Source organism: Stutzerimonas sp. C6.4V (assembly GCF_058536345.1).
Map to the genome: position 1 here is coordinate 3,141,964 of NZ_JBZUBM010000001.1, position 18,289 is coordinate 3,160,252.

At 61.5% G+C, this 18,289-nt stretch carries 14 protein-coding genes and 1 pseudogene; 12 read left to right on the top strand and 3 right to left on the bottom strand.

Annotation, left to right across the window (positions count from 1 at the left end; genetic code table 11):
- Positions 1 to 158: 158 nt before the first annotated feature.
- Entirely contained in the window at positions 159 to 632 is a 474-nt protein-coding gene (locus AC4LFW_RS14800; RefSeq protein ID WP_491819863.1) for a thioesterase family protein, read from the bottom strand.
- A gap of 248 nt (positions 633 to 880) precedes the next feature.
- On the opposite strand from AC4LFW_RS14800, the gene AC4LFW_RS14805 reads away from it, so the two are divergent.
- The 7 genes from AC4LFW_RS14805 (at position 881) to AC4LFW_RS14835 (ending at position 9,386) form a co-directional block, all read left to right on the top strand.
- On the top strand, positions 881 to 1,858 hold the full coding sequence (locus AC4LFW_RS14805) for a dipeptidase (RefSeq protein ID WP_491819864.1): 978 nt from the start codon (positions 881 to 883) through the stop codon (positions 1,856 to 1,858).
- Positions 1,859 to 2,024: 166 nt separating this feature from the next.
- Entirely contained in the window at positions 2,025 to 2,555 is a 531-nt protein-coding gene (locus tag AC4LFW_RS14810; protein WP_491819866.1) for a DUF5943 domain-containing protein, read from the top strand.
- A gap of 100 nt (positions 2,556 to 2,655) precedes the next feature.
- Positions 2,656 to 4,716 (top strand): dimethylglycine demethylation protein DgcA, encoded by a 2,061-nt coding sequence (dgcA, locus tag AC4LFW_RS14815; protein ID WP_491819868.1) that lies wholly within the window; start codon positions 2,656 to 2,658, stop codon positions 4,714 to 4,716.
- Positions 4,717 to 4,905: 189 nt separating this feature from the next.
- Positions 4,906 to 6,894: a dimethylglycine demethylation protein DgcB gene (gene dgcB, locus AC4LFW_RS14820; RefSeq protein WP_491819870.1), complete on the top strand. Its 1,989-nt coding sequence runs from the start codon at positions 4,906 to 4,908 to the stop codon at positions 6,892 to 6,894.
- Positions 6,895 to 7,024: 130 nt separating this feature from the next.
- Positions 7,025 to 8,248 carry an electron transfer flavoprotein subunit alpha gene (etfA, locus tag AC4LFW_RS14825; protein WP_491819871.1) on the top strand — a complete coding sequence of 408 codons (1,224 nt, stop codon included), beginning with the start codon at positions 7,025 to 7,027 and terminating at the stop codon, positions 8,246 to 8,248.
- A gap of 77 nt (positions 8,249 to 8,325) precedes the next feature.
- Positions 8,326 to 9,099: an electron transfer flavoprotein subunit beta gene (gene etfB / locus AC4LFW_RS14830; protein WP_491819872.1), complete on the top strand. Its 774-nt coding sequence runs from the start codon at positions 8,326 to 8,328 to the stop codon at positions 9,097 to 9,099.
- A gap of 41 nt (positions 9,100 to 9,140) precedes the next feature.
- Positions 9,141 to 9,386: a hypothetical protein gene (locus AC4LFW_RS14835; RefSeq protein WP_491819873.1), complete on the top strand. Its 246-nt coding sequence runs from the start codon at positions 9,141 to 9,143 to the stop codon at positions 9,384 to 9,386.
- A 296-nt stretch (positions 9,387 to 9,682) separates the two neighbouring features.
- Here the strand turns inward: AC4LFW_RS14835 and gbdR are convergent.
- Together gbdR and AC4LFW_RS14845 are read right to left on the bottom strand one after the other, a co-directional pair.
- Positions 9,683 to 10,780 (bottom strand): annotated as a pseudogene (gbdR, locus tag AC4LFW_RS14840) (choline metabolism transcriptional regulator GbdR).
- A gap of 418 nt (positions 10,781 to 11,198) precedes the next feature.
- Positions 11,199 to 12,575 (bottom strand): L-serine ammonia-lyase, encoded by a 1,377-nt coding sequence (locus tag AC4LFW_RS14845; protein ID WP_491819874.1) that lies wholly within the window; start codon positions 12,573 to 12,575, stop codon positions 11,199 to 11,201.
- 697 nt (positions 12,576 to 13,272) lie between these two features.
- On the opposite strand from AC4LFW_RS14845, the gene AC4LFW_RS14850 reads away from it, so the two are divergent.
- The 5 genes from AC4LFW_RS14850 to betI all read left to right on the top strand — a co-directional run bounded on the left by AC4LFW_RS14850 (position 13,273) and on the right by betI (position 18,271).
- Complete coding sequence (locus AC4LFW_RS14850) at positions 13,273 to 14,478, top strand: quaternary amine ABC transporter ATP-binding protein (RefSeq protein WP_491819875.1); 1,206 nt, start codon at positions 13,273 to 13,275, stop codon at positions 14,476 to 14,478.
- Entirely contained in the window at positions 14,471 to 15,358 is an 888-nt protein-coding gene (locus tag AC4LFW_RS14855; RefSeq protein ID WP_491819877.1) for an ABC transporter permease, read from the top strand. Before AC4LFW_RS14850 ends, AC4LFW_RS14855 begins: the two co-directional genes overlap by 8 nt.
- A gap of 29 nt (positions 15,359 to 15,387) precedes the next feature.
- Positions 15,388 to 16,332 carry a choline ABC transporter substrate-binding protein gene (locus tag AC4LFW_RS14860; protein ID WP_491819878.1) on the top strand — a complete coding sequence of 315 codons (945 nt, stop codon included), beginning with the start codon at positions 15,388 to 15,390 and terminating at the stop codon, positions 16,330 to 16,332.
- A gap of 216 nt (positions 16,333 to 16,548) precedes the next feature.
- On the top strand, positions 16,549 to 17,403 hold the full coding sequence (locus AC4LFW_RS14865; protein ID WP_491819879.1) for a glycine betaine ABC transporter substrate-binding protein: 855 nt from the start codon (positions 16,549 to 16,551) through the stop codon (positions 17,401 to 17,403).
- Between the two features lie 274 nt (positions 17,404 to 17,677).
- Entirely contained in the window at positions 17,678 to 18,271 is a 594-nt protein-coding gene (gene betI, locus AC4LFW_RS14870; protein ID WP_491819880.1) for a transcriptional regulator BetI, read from the top strand.
- The last annotated feature ends 18 nt before the right edge of the window (positions 18,272 to 18,289 follow it).

Below are 18,289 nucleotides of genomic sequence, written 5' to 3' on the forward strand. Positions count from 1 at the left end.
TTGTCCCGGCGCGAAGCACACGCCGCGAATGCACAGTGCAATGAGGGCACTGGGGCACGATTTGAAATCGCCACAGTCGACAGTCACTGGCCACGCTCACCGTTCGGCAGTCATCGCACGGTTTCGACACATTCTACGCGGGTGCCTCGTCCGCCCCATCATTTGGTCCTGCCCGGCAGGCCGATCGCTCGCCCGACATGAATGGGCCGGGGCAAGTCGCCCTGCGCTTCCCGCAGCGCCACCACCTGGGCCAGCACGGCCTCGTCGAAAGACGCAGAGCGCCCGACGTGGCGATCAATGTTGATCAGCATTTGCTCATTGGCTGCGAGCAGCTGCCCTTGCCCAGGCCGGTAAAGCCCATGATAGACGTGCAGGCGCTTGCGATCATGGGCCACCAGCTGTGTGCGCACCTCCACTTCAGTGCCGAGCTTGACCTCGGCCAGGTAGCTCAGATGGCACTCTAGGGTGTACAGCGTATGACCGCTGCGCTCGCGCCCAGCCTGGTCGAGGCCGATCTGATCCATCAGCGCGTCGGTGGCGAAGCTGAACAGAAGCAGATAGTAGGCATCTCGCAGATGATCGTTGTAGTCGACCCAGTCAGGCAGGATGGTGGTGCGATAGGTGATGAACATTGCAATGGCAGTCCTCAGCTAGATCCGTACAGCCCACCTTCCTGCTGGAGGATGCTGCGAGCCGGTATGGGCAGCCGTGCCTCTCGACTATTCAAGCGCCCGGAGCTGCCACTGACCATCGGTTTAGCGGTCCTGACGTTTTAAGCAATACCCCGGTCGTTTTTGCATCGGGACGACATGCCCCCCAAGGATAAGCTGCCGCAAAGCGTCGACAAAAGATTCGATGCGCCGCACTGGGGAGTAACCTGATGAACCCTACCGAACTGCACGCTGACAGTATCGTCATTGACGGTCTGATCATCGCCAAATGGAACCGCGAACTGTTCGAGGACATGCGCAAGGGCGGCCTGACCGCGGCCAATTGCACCGTGTCCGTCTGGGAGGGCTTCCAGGCCACGGTGAACAACATCGTCGCCAGCAACAACCTGATCCGCGAGAACGGCGATCTCGTCATGCCGGTACGCAGCACCGCCGACATCCGCAAGGCCAAGGAGCTGGGCAAAACCGGCATCCTCTACGGGTTTCAGAATGCCCATGCGTTCGAAGACCAGATCGGCTACGTGGAGGTGTTCAAGCAACTCGGCGTAGGCATCGTGCAGATGTGCTACAACACCCAGAACCTCGTCGGCACCGGCTGCTATGAGCGCGACGGCGGCCTGTCCGGCTTCGGCCGCGAAATCGTCGCCGAGATGAACCGCGTCGGCATCATGTGCGACCTGTCCCATGTCGGTTCCAAGACTTCCGAGGAAGTCATCCTCGAGTCGAAGAAGCCGGTTTGCTACTCCCACTGCCTGCCGTCCGGCCTGAAAGAGCACCCACGCAACAAGTCCGATGAGGAACTGAAGTTCATCGCCGATCATGGCGGTTTCGTCGGCGTGACCATGTTCGCGCCCTTCCTCGCCAAAGGCATCGAGTCCACCGTCGACGACTACGCCGAAGCCATCGAGTACGTCATGAATCTTGTGGGCGAGGACGCCATCGGCATCGGTACCGACTTCACTCAAGGCCATGGCCAGGAATTCTTCGAATACCTGACCCATGACAAGGGCTATGCACGCCGTCTGACCAACTTCGGAAAGATCGTCAACCCGCTGGGCATCCGCACGGTAGGCGAATTCCCCAACCTCACAGAAACCCTCCTCAAGCGCGGCATGCCCGAACGCACGGTGCGCAAGGTGATGGGCGAAAACTGGATGAGGGTTCTCGCTGACGTCTGGGGCGAGTAATCGCCCTTGGCCTTCTCGGGCCATTCCCTCGCCCCTTGGGGAGAGGGCAGAAGCAGCCCGCAGATTCGTAGGGTGGATGACGCTCTTTTCATCCACCAACCACCATCACGGTGGATGGATAAAGCGCCATCCACCCTACGTCCGACTTGATTTGGAGTTGATCCACATGGCCACACACGCCCCCGAAATGCCCATCCAGGTCGACGACGAAACCGGCGTCTGGACCACCGACGCCCTGCCGATGCTCTATGTGCCACGGCATTTCTTCGTCAACAACCACATGGGCATCGAAGAAGTCCTCGGCGCCGAGGCCTATGCCGACATTCTCTACAAGGCCGGCTACAAATCGGCCTGGCACTGGTGCGAAAAGGAAGCCGAGTGCCACGGCCTGGCCGGCGTCGACGTCTTCGAGCACTACATGAAGCGTTTGTCGCAGCGCGGCTGGGGCCTGTTCAAGATCCAGTCCATCGACCTGGAAGCCGGCACCTGTGAGGTGCGCCTGGACCATTCGGCCTTTGTCTACGTCTACGGCAAATGCGGCCGTCCTGTGGACTACATGTTCACCGGCTGGTTCGCCGGCGCCATGGACCAGATTCTCCAGGCCCAGGGCAGCAGTCTTCGCACCGTCGCCGAGCAGGTCTATGGCGCGTCGCAGGAAGGCCACGACCACGGTTTGTTCCGCGTCAGGCCGCTCTAAAAAACCAAGCTATGCGTGAGGGGCTTCAGCCGCGACATCATCGCCGCCGAAGTATCGCCGCAGAGAAAACGCTAGGCCGCTTTTCCGTGAGGATGCCGCAATGGCTTTTGAAGCAATGTTCCAGCCGATCCAGATCGGCAAGCTGACCATCCGTAACCGCGTGATCAGCACCGCCCATGCCGAGGTCTATGCGACCGATGGCGGCATGACCACAGAGCGCTACGTGAAGTACTACGAAGAAAAGGCCAAGGGCGGCATCGGCCTGGCGATCTGTGGCGGCTCGTCAGTCGTCGCAATCGACAGCCCGCAGGAATGGTGGTCTTCGGTGAACCTGTCGACCGACCGGATCATTCCGCATTTCCAGAATCTGGCTGATGCCATGCACAAGCATGGCGCCAAGATCATGATCCAGATTACCCACATGGGCCGCCGCTCGCGCTGGGACGGCTTCAACTGGCCGACCCTGATGTCGCCGTCCGGCATCCGTGAACCGGTGCACCGTGCCACCTGTAAGACCATCGAGCCGGAGGAGATCTGGCGGGTGATCGGCAACTATGCCCAGGCTGCACGCCGTGCAAAAGAAGGTGGTTTGGACGGCGTTGAACTGTCAGCCGTGCACCAGCACATGATCGACCAGTTCTGGTCGCCGCGCGTGAACAAGCGTACCGACGAATGGGGCGGCAGCTTTGAGGGCCGCATGAAATTCGGCCTTGAAGTACTCAAGGCCGTGCGCGCCGAGGTCGGCCCGGACTTCTGCGTCGGCATGCGCATCACTGGCGACGAGTTCCACCCGGACGGGCTTACCCATGAGGACATGAAGGAGATCGCCAAGTACTACGACGCCACCGGCATGATCGACTTCATCGGCGTGGTCGGCTCGGGTTGCGACACCCACAACACCCTGGCCAACGTGATCCCCAACATGAGCTACCCGCCGGAGCCCTTCCTGCACCTGGCTGCCGGGATCAAGGAAGTGGTCAAGGTGCCGGTACTGCATGCGCAGAACATCAAGGACCCGAACCAGGCCCAGCGCATCCTCGAAGGTGGATACGTGGACATGGTCGGTATGACCCGTGCGCACATCGCCGACCCGCATCTGATCGCCAAGATCAAAATGGGCCAGGTGGACCAGATCAAGCAGTGCGTCGGAGCCAACTACTGCATCGACCGCCAGTATCAGGGCCTGGATGTGCTGTGCATCCAGAACGCCGCGACTAGCCGCGAATACATGGGTCTTCCGCACATCATCGAGAAAAGCACCGGACCGAAGCGCAAGGTGGTGATCGTCGGGGGCGGCCCAGCGGGCATGGAGGCGGCACGCGTTGCTGCCGAACGCGGCCACGACGTCACCCTGTTCGAGAAGAAGGACAGCCTCGGCGGGCAGATCAGCATCGCTGCCAAGGCACCACAACGCGACCAGATGGCCGGCATCACCCGCTGGTTCCAGCTGGAAATCGCCCGCCTCGGTGTCGATCTGCGCCTGGGGACCGGCGCCGATGTCGAGACCATCCTCGACCTGCGTCCGGACATCGTGGTACTGGCCAACGGCGGGCATCCCTTCATCGAGCAGAACGAACACTGGGGTGCCGAAGAGGGCCTAGTGGTGAGCAGCTGGGATGTGCTCGACGGCAAGGTAGCGCCCGGCAACAACGTGCTGGTGTACGACACCATTTGCGAGTTCACCGGCATGTCGGTGGCCGACTTCATCGCAGAGAAAGGCGCAAAGGTCGAGATTGTCACCGACGACATCAAGCCTGGCGTGGCGATCGGCGGCACCAGCTTCCCCACCTACTACCGCAGCCTCTACCCCAAGGAAGTCATCATGACCGGGGACCTGATGCTGGAGAAGGTCTACCGCGAAGGCGACAAGCTGGTAGCGGTGCTGGAGAACGAATACACCGGCGCCAAGGAAGAGCGTGTGGTCGACCAGGTGGTGGTGGAGAACGGTGTACGACCGGACGAAACGCTCTACTACGCACTCAAGGAAGGCTCGCGCAACAAGGGCCAGATCGACGTCGAGGCACTGTTTGCCATCCAGCCGCAGCCCTGCCTCTCCCAGAGCGGCGATGGCTATCTGCTGTTCCGCATCGGCGATTGCGTGGCCCAGCGCAATACCCATGCGGCGATCTACGACGCGCTCCGGCTGTGCAAGGATTTTTAAGAAGCTGGAAGCCTGAAGCCTGAAGCTGGAAATGGTCGGTGCAATCCCGGTCCCCTGCTTCAGGCTGAGCTTCCGCCGAGACGATCAAGAGCAAACGGCCGCTCGGAGCGGAATCACGGATGCACTGCATTTCGCTGTTGCTTCCTGCTTCCTGCTTCCGGCTTCCAGCTCTCCAACGGGTGCGCTGCAATGCTGAATACAATACTTCCCATCCTGCTATTCGCCGCCCTCGGGCTCGCCGTGCTCGGCGCAGGCAAGCGCTTCGCCATGTGGCGTCGCGGTCGCCCCTCGAAGGTCGACTGGCTCGGCGGTCTGCTGAAGATGCCGCGACGCTACCTGGTCGATCTGCACCACGTGGTCGAGCGCGACAAGTACATGTCCAAGACCCACGTCGCCACGGCCGGCGGCTTCGTACTGGCCGCGCTGCTGGCGATCGTCGTGCATGGTTTCGGCCTGCACAACCGCATTCTCGGTTTCGCCCTGCTGGCCGCCTGTGTGCTGATGTTCACCGGTGCGCTGTTCGTCGCCAAACGCCGCCGCAACCCGCCGGCGCGGCTGTCGAAAGGCCCCTGGATGCGCCTGCCGAAAAGCCTGCTGATGTTCTCGTTCAGCTTCTTCATCGTCACCCTGCCGGTGGCCGGCATCCTGCCGCAGGACTTCGGCGGCTGGATACTTGCCGCCGTCCTCGCTGTGGGCGTGGCCTGGGGCGTGTCCGAGATGTTCTTCGGCATGACCTGGGGCGGGCCGATGAAGCATGCCTTCGCCGGCGCGCTGCACCTGGCCTGGCACCGCCGTCCGGAGCGGTTCCGTAGCCCGCACAATGCCAGCGCGGCCCGTTCCAGCGGTTTGAAAGCGCTCGACCTGGCAGATCCAAACGCACCGTTGGGCGTGGAGAAACCAGAGGACTTCACCTGGAACCAGCTGCTCGGCTTCGATGCCTGCGTACAGTGCGGACGCTGCGAGGCGGCCTGTCCGGCCTTTGCTGCCGGCCAGCCGCTGAACCCGAAAAAGCTGATTCAGGATATGGTCGTCGGGTTAGCCGGCGGCACTGACAAGGGCTATTTCGGCAGCCCCTACCCGGGTATTCCGGTGGGCGAACATGGCGGCAATCCGCACCAGCCCATCGTCTTTGCCGAGGGCAAGGGCCTGGTCGAGGCGGAGACGCTGTGGTCCTGCACTACCTGCCGCGCCTGCGTCGAGGAATGCCCGATGATGATCGAGCACGTCGATGCCATCGTCGACATGCGCCGTCACCTCACCCTGGAAAAGGGCTCGACCCCGAACAAAGGCGCCGAGGTGCTGGACAACCTGATCGCCACCGACAACCCCGGCGGTTTTGCCCCTGGTGGTCGCCTGAACTGGGCGGCTGATCTGAACCTGCCGCTAATGAGCGAAAAGAAAGAAGCCGACGTGCTGTTCTGGGTCGGCGACGGCGCCTTCGACATGCGCAACCAGCGCACCCTGCGCGCCTTCGTCAAGGTCCTGAAAGCCGCCGATGTCGACTTCGCCGTGCTCGGCCTGGAAGAGCGCGACAGCGGTGACGTGGCGCGCCGACTGGGTGACGAAGCGACCTTCCAGCAGCTGGCCAAGCGCAATATCGAGACCCTGTCTCGGTACCGTTTTCAGACCATCGTTACCTGCGACCCGCATAGCTTTCATGTCCTGAAAAACGAATACGGCGAACTGGGTGGGCGCTACGAGGTGCTGCACCACAGCACCTACATCGCCACACTGATTGCCCGCGACCGCCTGGATCTCGGCAAGCATCAGAGTGCCAGCGTGACCTATCACGACCCCTGCTACCTGGGTCGCTACAACGGCGAATACGAAGCGCCACGAGCCGTGCTCAAGGCCATCGGCATCGAAGTGAAGGAAATGGCCCGCTCCGGCTTCCGCTCACGCTGCTGCGGCGGCGGTGGCGGCGCGCCGATCACCGACATCCCGGGCAAGCAGCGCATCCCCGACATGCGCATGGCCGATATCAAGGAAACCGGCGCCGAACTGGTGGCCGTTGGATGTCCGCAATGCACAGCGATGCTCGAAGGTGTGGTAGCGCCGCGTCCCGAGATCAAGGACATCGCCGAATTGGTAGCGGAGGTCCTGCTCGAAAGCGCGCCGACCCCGGCAAAGGCAGCCAAAACGGTCAAGCATGAAACAGTGGCGGAGGTGCAACCATGAGCACGCACCCCATCTGGCGGTACAAACCTGCAGCAGCGAGCGTGCTCGACAAACGTCCAAGCGTCTGCGCTGAACCATTCGCCAATGTGCTTGCGCCAGCGATAAGCGCCCGGAACCAGGAGGCTCTGTCATGACCATTATCCGTCGCGATCCCCGCGTTGAATGGATCGCTCGCAACCGCCTGCATCCATTGCACGCAGCGATGCAGACACAAGGCCAAACGAGCTGGATGGGCCCCAACGGGGTGATCCGCAAGAACCCATACGCCGTTGGATTCATCGGCCCCAACGGGATCAAGCGCATTGACCGCAGCGGCGCCCAGCAAGGCGGCAACGGCAAGGGCGCTGCCGCGCGCGAAGTCATCCAACTGCCGCTGCATCGCATCGAGCAGCCAAGCTTCTATATCGTTGCCGTGCCGGACATGCTTAGCGGCCGTCTCTCGAGCCATGACCGCGACCTGCTGGGCCTGGCACGCAAGCTCGCCGGCAAAGACGGGGCGGTACTGGCTGTGGTTTTTGGCGAGCACAAGGAGACCACCCTGGATACTGCCGGCGTCGATCGCCTCCTGCATCTGGAGGGCAACGAATATGAAGGTTATGCGCCGGAGCAGCGGTTGCACGCACTGGTCGCCATTGAGCATCAGTTCGCGCCGCGTCATTGGTTACTGCCCGACAGCCGAGGCGGCGGTGGCGAGATTGGACGGCGCCTGGCTGCCAAGCTTGGTGAGCGACCGGCGACGCGCGTCTGGCAAGTAGACGAATCCCGTTGCACCGGACGCGCCGGTGCCGGGCGCGAGGATCTGCAGCGGCCTCTGCCTAGGCTGGTCCTGGCCGCCGCCGAGTGTGCCGAGCCTGTTGCCGAGACTCGTCATGAAGTGCTGCCGGTAGCGCTGAACCAAACCGTGGCCCGCAGCCTGCCGCGCCTGGAGAATCTCGGCCCGGTGGCGGTAGATCCCGCGCTGATTCCCATGGCCGAATCGGAGTTCATTCTGTCCGGCGGCAACGGCGTGAAAGACTGGGACCTGTTCCACCGCGCCGCCGAAGTGCTGGGCGCCACCAAGGGCGCGTCACGGGTCGCGGTCGACGATGGTTTCATGCCGCGCCACTGCCAGGTCGGCGCGACCGGCACCTGGGTGACCGCGCGGGTCTACCTGGCAGTGGGCATTTCCGGCGCGATCCAGCATCTGCAGGGCATCGCCGCCTGCGACAAGGTGGTGGCGATCAACATGGATCCGGGCTGCGACATGGTCAAGCGTGCGGACCTTTCGGTTATCGGCGACTCCGCTGCGATCCTCAAGGCGCTGATGGAAAAGGTCGCGGCGTTCCGCAGCGAGGGTGCACGTGATGCAGCCTGACGTTACGCACCTCTTGCTTACCATGACTGCGGACCGGCGTGCGGATGAAGCACGAACCCCCGCAAGGAGTAATGTCCATGGCTGATCTGAATATCGTTGCTCTGGTTTCGGTCGGGGCACACCCGACCTCTGGGCGTACCCGCCGCGCCGAACAGGATGCCCGCGCCGTCGAGCTGGGCTTGCGCCTGGCAGGCGACCGCTTGCAACTGGTGCATGCGGGTGATCCTGAAGAAGAGGCGTTGCGCGGCTACCTAGGCATGGGGCTGGCTGAACTCACCGTGCTCAAACAGTCGCGCGGGGCCGACGCGCTGCCCGTGCTGGCCGAGCATCTCGCCAAGGCCGGTGCCCAGATTGTGCTGACCGGCAGCCAGGCCGAAACAGGGGAAGGGTCGGGCATGCTGCCCTATCTGCTGGCCGAGCGACTGGGTTGGCCGCTGGTGGTGGGTCTGGCCGAAGTGGAAAGCGTCGAGAATGGCAATGCGCTAGTACTGCAGGCGCTACCACGAGGCCAACGGCGCCGGCTCAAGGTACGCCTGCCCTTTCTCGCCAGTATTGACAGCGCAGGGCCGGCGGCACGGCAAAGCGCCTTTGGCCCCGCCCGCCGGGGCCAGCTCAATGCTGCAGCGGTGCCTGTTACTGAAGACGAGCTGTTCGCCGATGCCCAGCTGCAGCCCGCCCGCCCACGGCCCAAGCGGCTGAAGGTGATCCAAGGAAAGACCGCCGCGGATCGGCTGAAAGCCGCCACAGCCAAGGCATCGGGTGATGGTGGACAAGTACTCCGGGACCTGTCGCCGGAAGACAGCGCCGAAGCAATCTTCAAGTTATTACGCGAGGAAGGCGTGCTGCGTTGAGCGCATCACCCTGAGTATCGAAACCAAAGGAGCAGAAGCTGATGATGCATGCCGATCTGATCGACCAGGACGATTTCCGCGATCGCCTCGTGTCGTTGGGCTTTGAAATACCCTGTGGTGTCAGCGCTGAGCAGGCCTGCGAACGGGCCGTCAGCGGCTTGTCACAAGAGCGTGCGCAGGCACTGCGTAGGATGGTTGAAGACCTCCTCGGCGGCTCCGCTACTCTGCTGCCCTCGGTACGTGAAGCGATCTGCAAAAAATTGCTGCCGGCATTGGTGCGTCCCTAGCGCAACGCCGGCAGCATCCACCTGGCGTCAGCTGATACCAAACCCTGATAACCAGACAGGAGCTCAAGCGGCTGAGCGACGCCAGATGCCACTACTTACCGGCACTGAACGCACTGCACTGCCCTCGGTTTTAGCCGTCCGCCCCGATCGGGCTGCAACGGCTTTGGCATCGGCCAGCCCTTGGGATCGTGGTAACGCAGCAACGCAAAAAGGCGGATCAATGAGTCCACCCTCCTTGCGTAACGCCTGGGCGAACTGACCCCGCCCAGGCCCTCATTCAACTGCGCTACATTCGCTCAGATGCGCACACTGGCATAGGTCGACTCGCCCTTGGCACGCTGCAGTGCCGCCAGCACGGCTGGATTTTTGCTCCCTTCCAAAGGAAGCGGAATCATTGCCACTACCTGAGCAGGATGTTGCCCTGAGCGCTCATCACGCGGCGGAATGCCGAAATACTCGCGGTAGCACTTGGAAAAGTGCGGCGTTGAAACAAAGCCACAAACCGAGGCTACCTCGATGATCGACATGGGCGTCTGCTTGAGTAGCTGGCGGGCTCGGATCAGCCGAAGCTTGAGGTAATAACGCGACGGCGAGCAGTGCAGGTATTTCTGGAACAGCCGCTCGAGCTGGCGTCGCGATACGTTCACGTAGGTGGCCAGTTCGTCGAGATCGATCAACTCTTCCAGGTTGGCTTCCATCAGCGCCACGATTTCAAGCAACTTCGGCTGATTGGTGCCCAGCATGTGCTTGAGCGGCACCCGCTGATGGTCCTGTTCGTTGCGAATGCGTTCACACATAAACATGTCGGAAATCGCTGCGGCCAGTTCACGGCCGTGCTGCGCGCCAATCAGATGCAATGCCATATCCATCGGCGCAGTGCCGCCGGAGGCCGTGAAACGGTTGCGGTCTATTGAAAACAGCCGGGGCGTGACCGTCGCGCGAGGGAAGGCTTCCTGCATTGCGGCCAGACACTCCCAATGCACACTACAATCGTAGCCATCGAGCAATCCGGCCTTGGCCAGTGCCCAGCTTCCCGTGCACACCGCACCCATCTGACGGCCAAGGCGGGCCTACATCTGCAACCAGTGAATATGTTCGCGGGTGACACTATGCAAGATATCTACGCCGCCGCACACGACCACGGAGTCCAGGGCAGGAGCTGTATCGAAGCTGGCATCGGGCGTGATCTGCAGCCCATCGCTGGCCATCACCGGCTGACCACTGTGGGTCAGGGTGAACCAGCGATAGAGCTCCTTGCCGGATAGCTGGTTCGCCATCCGCAGCGGCTCCACGGCCGAAGCAAGGGAAATCAGGGTGAAATTGTCCAACAGCAGGAAGCCGATGGTCTGCGGCAGCCGATTCGGGGACTGTGACCCTGGATTGATCTGTGACACTGGCGAACCCTCACACTAGGCGTTTACGTGAGCCTTCGACAAGGCTCTATTGTTATGTTCCGGCGCCTGATGGCGTCGTCTCCTGCGTATACCGACGCAAACCGCGTGCCTACTTTGAACATGCGTTCAATAAAAGCACCGGCGTCGGTCAAAACCGCGACGCAGCGGGTTCACTATAGCTATACGCCTCGATGAGAACCATCTGAAAGCCTTGCTGCTACTGGCCGTGAGCACTTCGGTAGCAGTCTCGTAACCACTTTTGCGCTTTGCGGCTAACCATCGGTAACAGCGGAAGGTAACAGCGAGGCGCTTGCAGGTGGGCTACAGGCGAAAGATTCGGCTGCGAATGCTGCTCGCGGCGGGTATTACCAACGCACCAGAAGTAACCAGGATGCCGCTCCTGGTGCGCGGATTTGGCTCAACATTCGATGGCATTCACCGCCAGGCCGCCACGGGACGTTTCCTTGTATTTGTCATGCATGTCGGCACCCGTGTCACGCATCGTGCGGATGACCCGGTCGAGGGAGATGAAATGCTCGCCGTCACCACGCATCGCCATCTGCGCCGCGTTGATCGCCTTCATCGCGGCGATCGCATTGCGCTCGATACAAGGCACCTGAACCAGCCCGCCGACGGGGTCACAGGTAAGTCCCAGGTTGTGCTCAAGACCGATTTCCGCTGCGTTCTCCAACTGCTCGGGGGTCGCACCGAGCAGTTCGGCCAGGCCAGCCGCGGCCATGGCGCAAGCGGAACCCACCTCACCCTGACATCCCACCTCAGCGCCGGAAATGGATGCATTCTTCTTGCACAGAATGCCAATCGACGCCGCGGCGAGCAGATAGTCGACCACGTCGTTATCCGACGCTTCCGGATGGAATTTCATGTAGTAGTGCAGTACAGCCGGAATGATGCCCGCTGCGCCATTGGTGGGGGCCGTGACCATACGCCCGCCCGCTGCGTTTTCCTCGTTGACCGCCAGGGCAAAGAGATTCACCCACTCCATTGCGCTCATGGTGGTACCGATGACGTTTGGCTTGCCCAGCTCCAGCAGGTTCTGATGCAGCCTGGCGGCACGCCGCCGGACCTTCAGCCCGCCGGGCAATATTCCCTCATGGCGCAAGCCATTGGCGACACACTGCTTCATCGCTTCCCACAGGCGCAACAGACCTTGGCGAATTTCCGCCTCGCTGCGCCAGGCCATCTCGTTTGCCATCATCAGCTCACTGACGCGCAGGCCGTGGCGCTTGCACAGCACCAGAAGTTCGACAGCATTGGAAAAATCATAGGGCAGCTCGGTGTGATCCTGATCCAACTGCCCGGCTGCCGCCTGCTCGGCATTGACCACAAAACCACCGCCTACCGAGTAGAAGGTGTCCTCATGAAGCACGCCCGATTGATCCTCTGCGACGAAGGTCACCGCGTTTGGATGATAAGGAAGGCTCTCCTCGAGCAACAGCAAATCCTTGTCCCAGTCGAAGGCGATCGTGCAACTGTCGTCGAGCCGCAGCTGCCCGGTGGATCGAAGCGCCGCGATACGAGGCGCGATCTGTTGCGGATCGATTACGTCGGGTCGCTCCCCCATAAGCCCCATGATTACGGCGTTATCGGTGCCATGACCGATTCCCGTCGCGGAGAGCGAGCCGTAAAGGCGTATTTCGACCCTGGAAACGCGCTCCAGCAGCTTGCGCTCGCGCAGCGCACCGACAAATAGCACGCCAGCGACCATAGGCCCAACGGTGTGAGAGCTAGAGGGCCCGATGCCGATTTTGAAAAGGTCGAATACGCTGATCGCCACGCTGAACACTCCACGAGAGGCTACAAGACAAAAATCATCATCGGCCTTTTACTGACCGAAAGAGGTCTGGCACCGACGCGCGCTTACCCAATTCCGTCAGTGCAAAGATCACAGCATCTGATAGCGATCAGATGCTGTGGTCTTGCTTCGATGCGGAACAGACCAGGGGGTCTTTCTGCCCCAATCTCGATTGCACTTGGGGCTGTTGGGTCGGTCTCCGTTTCAATCGGCAGCGGGAATGTCGCCATGCAGTACGCAGAGGTCGCAACCCGACAATCGCCAGCCGTAAAGGCGCATATCGTTGAAGCATGAATGGACCAGCGCCACCCAGACTGAACGTCCGGCACCGCTGAGCAGCCTTGCTGAGTAAAACAAAAGTCGTCCAGAAACGGCTATCCATAACAAGAACAATGACGGCTCAGCGCCTCCCAAGCGAGGAGCCACGATGATTTTCGCTAGAACTGCCAGGACAGAAGCGGCTAGCAGTAGAGAGATTACCGACGAACACGTCAGACCAGCCGATGGGAGATGAACACTCATCCCGCATCCTGGCAGTGGCTCGTCGAGTCCGCCGCACCCGCTTCCATCCGAAACCATGCTCACACATAGCCATAACAGTTTGCATCAGCTGACAAGCGCTGCAGGTGCTTGCGGCCTCCGTTTGCTGGTCTGGATGTCTATTGAGGGGAACAATCCCATGCGGTCTGGAAAAATCGTCGTCGAAAATCTTTACAAGGTGTTCGGTCCACAACCACAAGAAGCCATTACCCTGCTCAAGCAAGGCTGGAGCAAGGACAAGATCCTCGCCGAGCGCGGCGCCGTCATTGGTGTGAGTGACGTTTCGTTCAGCGTCGAGGAAGGTGAGATCTTCGTCCTGATGGGCCTGTCAGGTTCCGGCAAGTCCACGCTGATACGCCTGATAAATCGCCTGATCGAGCCCAGCGCCGGTGATGTCTTCATCGACGGACAGAATGTGGCAAAGCTGCCCCACGCCCAGCTCATCGACCTGCGCCGCCGCGACATGAGCATGGTCTTCCAGTCCTTTGCCTTGATGCCTTCGCGCTCGGTTCTGGACAACGCCGCCTTCGGCCTTGAGGTTGCCGGTGTCGGGCGCAGGGAGCGTGAAGAGCGCGCCATGGCAGTGCTCGCACAGGTCGGCCTGGATACCTTTGCGCAGAAGTACCCGCACGAGCTGTCCGGCGGCATGCAGCAGCGGGTCGGCCTGGCCCGGGCGCTGGCAGTAAACCCTTCGATGATCATCATGGACGAAGCCTTTTCCGCCCTCGACCCGCTCAAGCGCCGCGAAATGCAGGACGTGCTGCTGGAACTGCAGAAGACGCATCGGCGCACCATCATCTTCGTTTCCCATGACATCGAGGAAGCCATGCGCATCGGCAACCGCATCGGCATCATGGAAGGCGGCAGGCTGATCCAGGTCGGCACGCCGCAGGAGCTGATCGACAACCCCGCCAACAGCTACGTGCGCAACTTCTTCGACACCGTCAACACCACCCGTTACCTCACCGCTGGCCAGCTCAAGGCCGACAGCGTTCCGCTCTACGTGCACAACGGCAAGGCCCCAGACGCCCTGCAGGTCTGCCAGGAACTGCAGGCTATGGACAAGCACTACGCCTTCGTCGTCGATGAGGAAAACAAGTTTAGGGGCTCCATCAGCCTTGAACGGATCGCCCTGCTGGTCGAGAACGGCCAGACCTGCAGCCTCACCGCCGAGGTGCTGAAACAGATCGACCCGCTGACCGAAGACCAGCCACTCGAACAGGTAATCGAGCGACTGGTGGATAACGAAGGGCCAATGCCGGTGGTAGACAGCCAAGGCTTCTATGCGGGCGCCATCAGCAAAGGTCGCCTTCTGACTCGCCTGCAGGAGACTGCCCATGGATAAGGAACTGGATCTGGGTAGCTGGGTGGATACAGTCGTCCAGCACCTGTTGGAAAACTACAGCGGCGCCTTCGATAGCCTGGGCGGCGTGGTCAGCGGGTTTTCCGAGGGCATCGAGGCACTGCTGATGCTGCCTCCGGCCTGGCTGCTGATCGCCATTTTCGTCGGCCTCGGCCTGTGGCGTATCGGTGCCCGGTTCGCCGCCTTTACCGCCGTGGCCTTCGTGCTGATCGTGCTGACCGGCTTCTGGGAGCAGACCGTGGTAACCCTCGGCCTGACCTTCTCCGCCACGCTGATCAGCCTGCTGCTGGGCATTCCGTTGGGCATCTGGTCAGCACGCAGCGAACGCGTGGCGATGATTACCCGGCCGATGCTCGACTTCATGCAGACCATGCCGGCGTTCGTCTACCTGATCCCTGCGGCCATGCTGTTCGGTCTCGGCCGTGTGCCCGGCATCATCGCCACGGTGATCTTCGCCATGCCGCCAGCGGTGCGCCTGACCAACCTGGGGATCCGACAGGTCAACAAGGAAATCGTCGAAGCCGGCCAATCGTTTGGCTGCAACGGCAGGCAGCTGTTGTTCAAGGTGCAGCTGCCCAATGCCATGCCGTCGATCATGGCCGGGGTGAACCAGACCATCATGATGGCGCTGTCCATGGTGATCATCGCCTCGATGGTGGGTGCCGGTGGCCTGGGCAACGACGTATTGGCCAGTATCCAGCGGCTGGACATCGGCCTCGGGTTCGAAAGCGGCATGGCCGTGGTGTTGCTGGCGATCATCCTCGACCGCATCACCGAAAGCTTCGGCACTGCCAAGCGGGCCACGCAGAAAGCCGCCTGGTACACCTGGGTGAGCACCAAACTCCGGCCGCAGCGCCAGTAGCCGCAACGAACCGCAGAAAGGAATTCAGGATGAACATATTCAAGACAATTACGGGAACCGGCCTGCTCTGCTGCACCCTGTTGCAGAGTGCCTGGGCACAGGAGCCGGCCAGTTGCGAGAAGGTGCGCTTTGCCGAAATCGGCTGGGCCGATATCGCTGCTACTACCGGCGTGGCGATGGTGCTGACCGAAGGCCTGGGCTATGACCCGAGCAAGGTAATGGCGTCGGTGCCGATTGCCTTCACCGGAGTGAAAAACAAGCAGATCGATGCCTTCCTCGGCTACTGGTCGCCGTCCATGGACGCGGTGATCGAACCCTTCACCAGGGATGGCTCCGTCAAGGTACTCGAATCACCCAACCTGACCGGCGCCAAATACACCCTGGCGGTGCCGAGCTACACGGCCGAAGCCGGGCTGAAGAGCTTCCAGGACATTGCCAGGTTCAAGGATCAGCTGGGCGGCAAGATCTATGCGATCGAGCCTGGCAATGATGGCAATCTGCTGATCGAGAAAATGATCAAGGGCGACCAGTTCGGCCTGGGTGATTTCCGCATGGTCGAGTCCAGCGAGGCCGGGATGCTGGTTCAGGTGCAACGCGCGATCAGGAAAAAGGAACCCGTGGTCTTCCTCGGCTGGGCTCCGCATCCAATGAATGCCCAGTACGACCTGACCTACCTTGCCGGTGGCGACGATGTGTTCGGCCCGGACTACGGTGCGGCCAAGGTGTTCACGGTGGTGCCGCAGGATTACCTGGAGCGCTGCTCGAACGTCGGAAAACTGCTGCAGAACCTGCAGTTCAGCGTGCCGATGGAAAGCGAGCTGATGGAAATGGCGCTCGAGGGAGACGATCCACAGAGCGTCGCGAAGCAATGGATCAAAGCCAATCCGGGCGCCCTCGACCAATGGCTGGCCGGCGTGACCACCCGGGATGGGCAGGACGGTGTTGCTGCCGTGAGGAAGTTCGTCGGACTCTGACGAAAACGCAGCCGGACAGGCGCTCTTGGCGAATACGCAGGCCCCTGCCCGGGCTAGAGACAACCACTCCTATCTCATTTTATCGGTGCGCAGGCTGCGCATCGGAACCGCGCGTGGGGCCCCACTTAACACGTGAGGCCCCGGCAACAACCTTGAGCCCTGGTATGGGCCCCGGTCGGCATCACTGCCACTTTTCCTGACATGGAGCTAACACGCATGAGTCTGATCAAGCATCTCCTTTGCGGTCTCGGCGCCGCCAGCATGGCGTTCGGTATGGCGGCCAGCTTGGCGGCGGATAAGCCCGAGCTGAAAATTGGCTACGTCAACGGTTGGGACGACAGTGTCGCCGCCACCCACGTGGCGGGCGAAATTCTGCAGAGCAAGCTGGGCTATACCGTCAAGCTGCAACCGGTCGAACCGGCCATCATGTGGCAAGGCGTGGCGCGCGGTGACCTCGACGCCACCCTATCCGCCTGGCTCCCGGCCACTCACGGCGAATACTTCGAGAAACTGAAGAGCAAGGTCGAAGTGCTGGGCACCAACTACGCAGGCGCCAAGATCGGTCTGATCGTGCCGGACTACGTGGAAGCGAAAAGCATCGAAGATCTCAACCAACACAGCGAGGCCTTCGACGGCAAGATCACCGGAATCGACGCCGGGGCCGGTGTCATGCGGCGGACCGAGGACGCGATCAAGCAATACGACCTGGACCTGCGCCTGATGCCGAGTTCCGACCCGGCGATGACCACCGCGCTGACCCGTGCGGAAAAAGCCAAGGAACCCATCGTCGTCACCGGCTGGATCCCGCACTGGATGTTCGCCAAGTGGAAGTTGCGTTTCCTGGAAGACCCGAAGAAGGTGTTCGGTGATGACGAGCACGTCGATACGGTCGCCCATCCAGGGCTCGCCAGCAAGGCGCCCGAAGCCGCGGCGTTCCTGAAGAAGTTCAGCTGGGGCGCCGAGGAAGTGGGCGAAGTCATGCTCGCGATCCGCGACGGCGCCAAGCCGGAAGCCGCCGCCCGCCAATGGGTGGAAAAGCATCCAGACCGCGTTGCCGATTGGCTCGAATAATCGCCCCCTTCTTTGTCCCTCCCGAGCGGCGCCCCTCGTGGGCGTCGATCGACCCCAAGGACCTGCGTGCAGGCACGCACACGGCGATCTCAACACGCTCGCTTTCCATGAGCGCTACGCCGGTTTGCGGATGAAAGCAGCCGCAGGACGGTTCACCGCACTCAATGCGCGACAGGAAATTACCCGATATCGACAACCACTTTATTATTGATTGATCGTTCAATAAAAAGACTCTAGCCTGGACCCTAGTCTAAACCTGACCGGATTGTCCCAGATGCCCAAGCTTGGTATGCAGCCGATAAGGCGCAGGCAGTTGATACACGCAACCCTCGAGGCGGTGGACCAGGTCGGCATGAGCGATGCCAGCATTTCCATGATCGCCCGGCTGGCGGGCGTCTCGAACGGCATCATTGCCCACTATTTCCAGGACAAGAACGGCCTGCTGGAAGCGACCATGCGGCACCTGATGAAGGCACTCAACCAGGCCGTTCGCGAACGCCGGGACCTGCTTGCCGACGACAGCCCGCGTGCCCATCTGAAAGCCATCATCGACGGCAACTTCGACGACAGCCAGGTGAACGGACCCGCCATGAAAACCTGGCTGGCGTTCTGGGCGTTCAGCATGCACCAGCCTTCCCTGCACCGGTTGCAGCGGATCAACGACCATCGCCTGTATTCGAACCTCTGCTGCGAGTTTCGCCGTGTGCTGCCAAAGGAGCAGGCGCGTTCGGCGGCGCGCGGAATGGCGGCGCTGATAGACGGCCTGTGGTTGCGGGGCGCGCTGATCGGTGACGACTTCGATATCGACCAGGCACTGCAACTGGCCTACGACTACCTGGATCAGCAGCTGGCCAAACAGGCGCGCTGACCATCTTCCGAGACACCA

Bases quoted from the DNA above. Each gene is read 5' to 3' on its own strand.
- AC4LFW_RS14800 (WP_491819863.1), bottom strand. From the start codon at position 632: ATGTTCATCACCTATCGCACCACCATCCTGCCTGACTGGGTCGACTAC.
- AC4LFW_RS14805 (WP_491819864.1), top strand. From the start codon at position 881: ATGAACCCTACCGAACTGCACGCTGACAGTATCGTCATTGACGGTCTG.
- AC4LFW_RS14810 (WP_491819866.1), top strand. From the start codon at position 2,025: ATGGCCACACACGCCCCCGAAATGCCCATCCAGGTCGACGACGAAACC.
- dgcA (WP_491819868.1), top strand. From the start codon at position 2,656: ATGGCTTTTGAAGCAATGTTCCAGCCGATCCAGATCGGCAAGCTGACC.
- dgcB (WP_491819870.1), top strand. From the start codon at position 4,906: ATGCTGAATACAATACTTCCCATCCTGCTATTCGCCGCCCTCGGGCTC.
- etfA (WP_491819871.1), top strand. From the start codon at position 7,025: ATGACCATTATCCGTCGCGATCCCCGCGTTGAATGGATCGCTCGCAAC.
- etfB (WP_491819872.1), top strand. From the start codon at position 8,326: ATGGCTGATCTGAATATCGTTGCTCTGGTTTCGGTCGGGGCACACCCG.
- AC4LFW_RS14835 (WP_491819873.1), top strand. From the start codon at position 9,141: ATGATGCATGCCGATCTGATCGACCAGGACGATTTCCGCGATCGCCTC.
- AC4LFW_RS14850 (WP_491819875.1), top strand. From the start codon at position 13,273: ATGCGGTCTGGAAAAATCGTCGTCGAAAATCTTTACAAGGTGTTCGGT.
- AC4LFW_RS14855 (WP_491819877.1), top strand. From the start codon at position 14,471: ATGGATAAGGAACTGGATCTGGGTAGCTGGGTGGATACAGTCGTCCAG.
- AC4LFW_RS14860 (WP_491819878.1), top strand. From the start codon at position 15,388: ATGAACATATTCAAGACAATTACGGGAACCGGCCTGCTCTGCTGCACC.
- AC4LFW_RS14865 (WP_491819879.1), top strand. From the start codon at position 16,549: ATGAGTCTGATCAAGCATCTCCTTTGCGGTCTCGGCGCCGCCAGCATG.
- betI (WP_491819880.1), top strand. From the start codon at position 17,678: ATGCCCAAGCTTGGTATGCAGCCGATAAGGCGCAGGCAGTTGATACAC.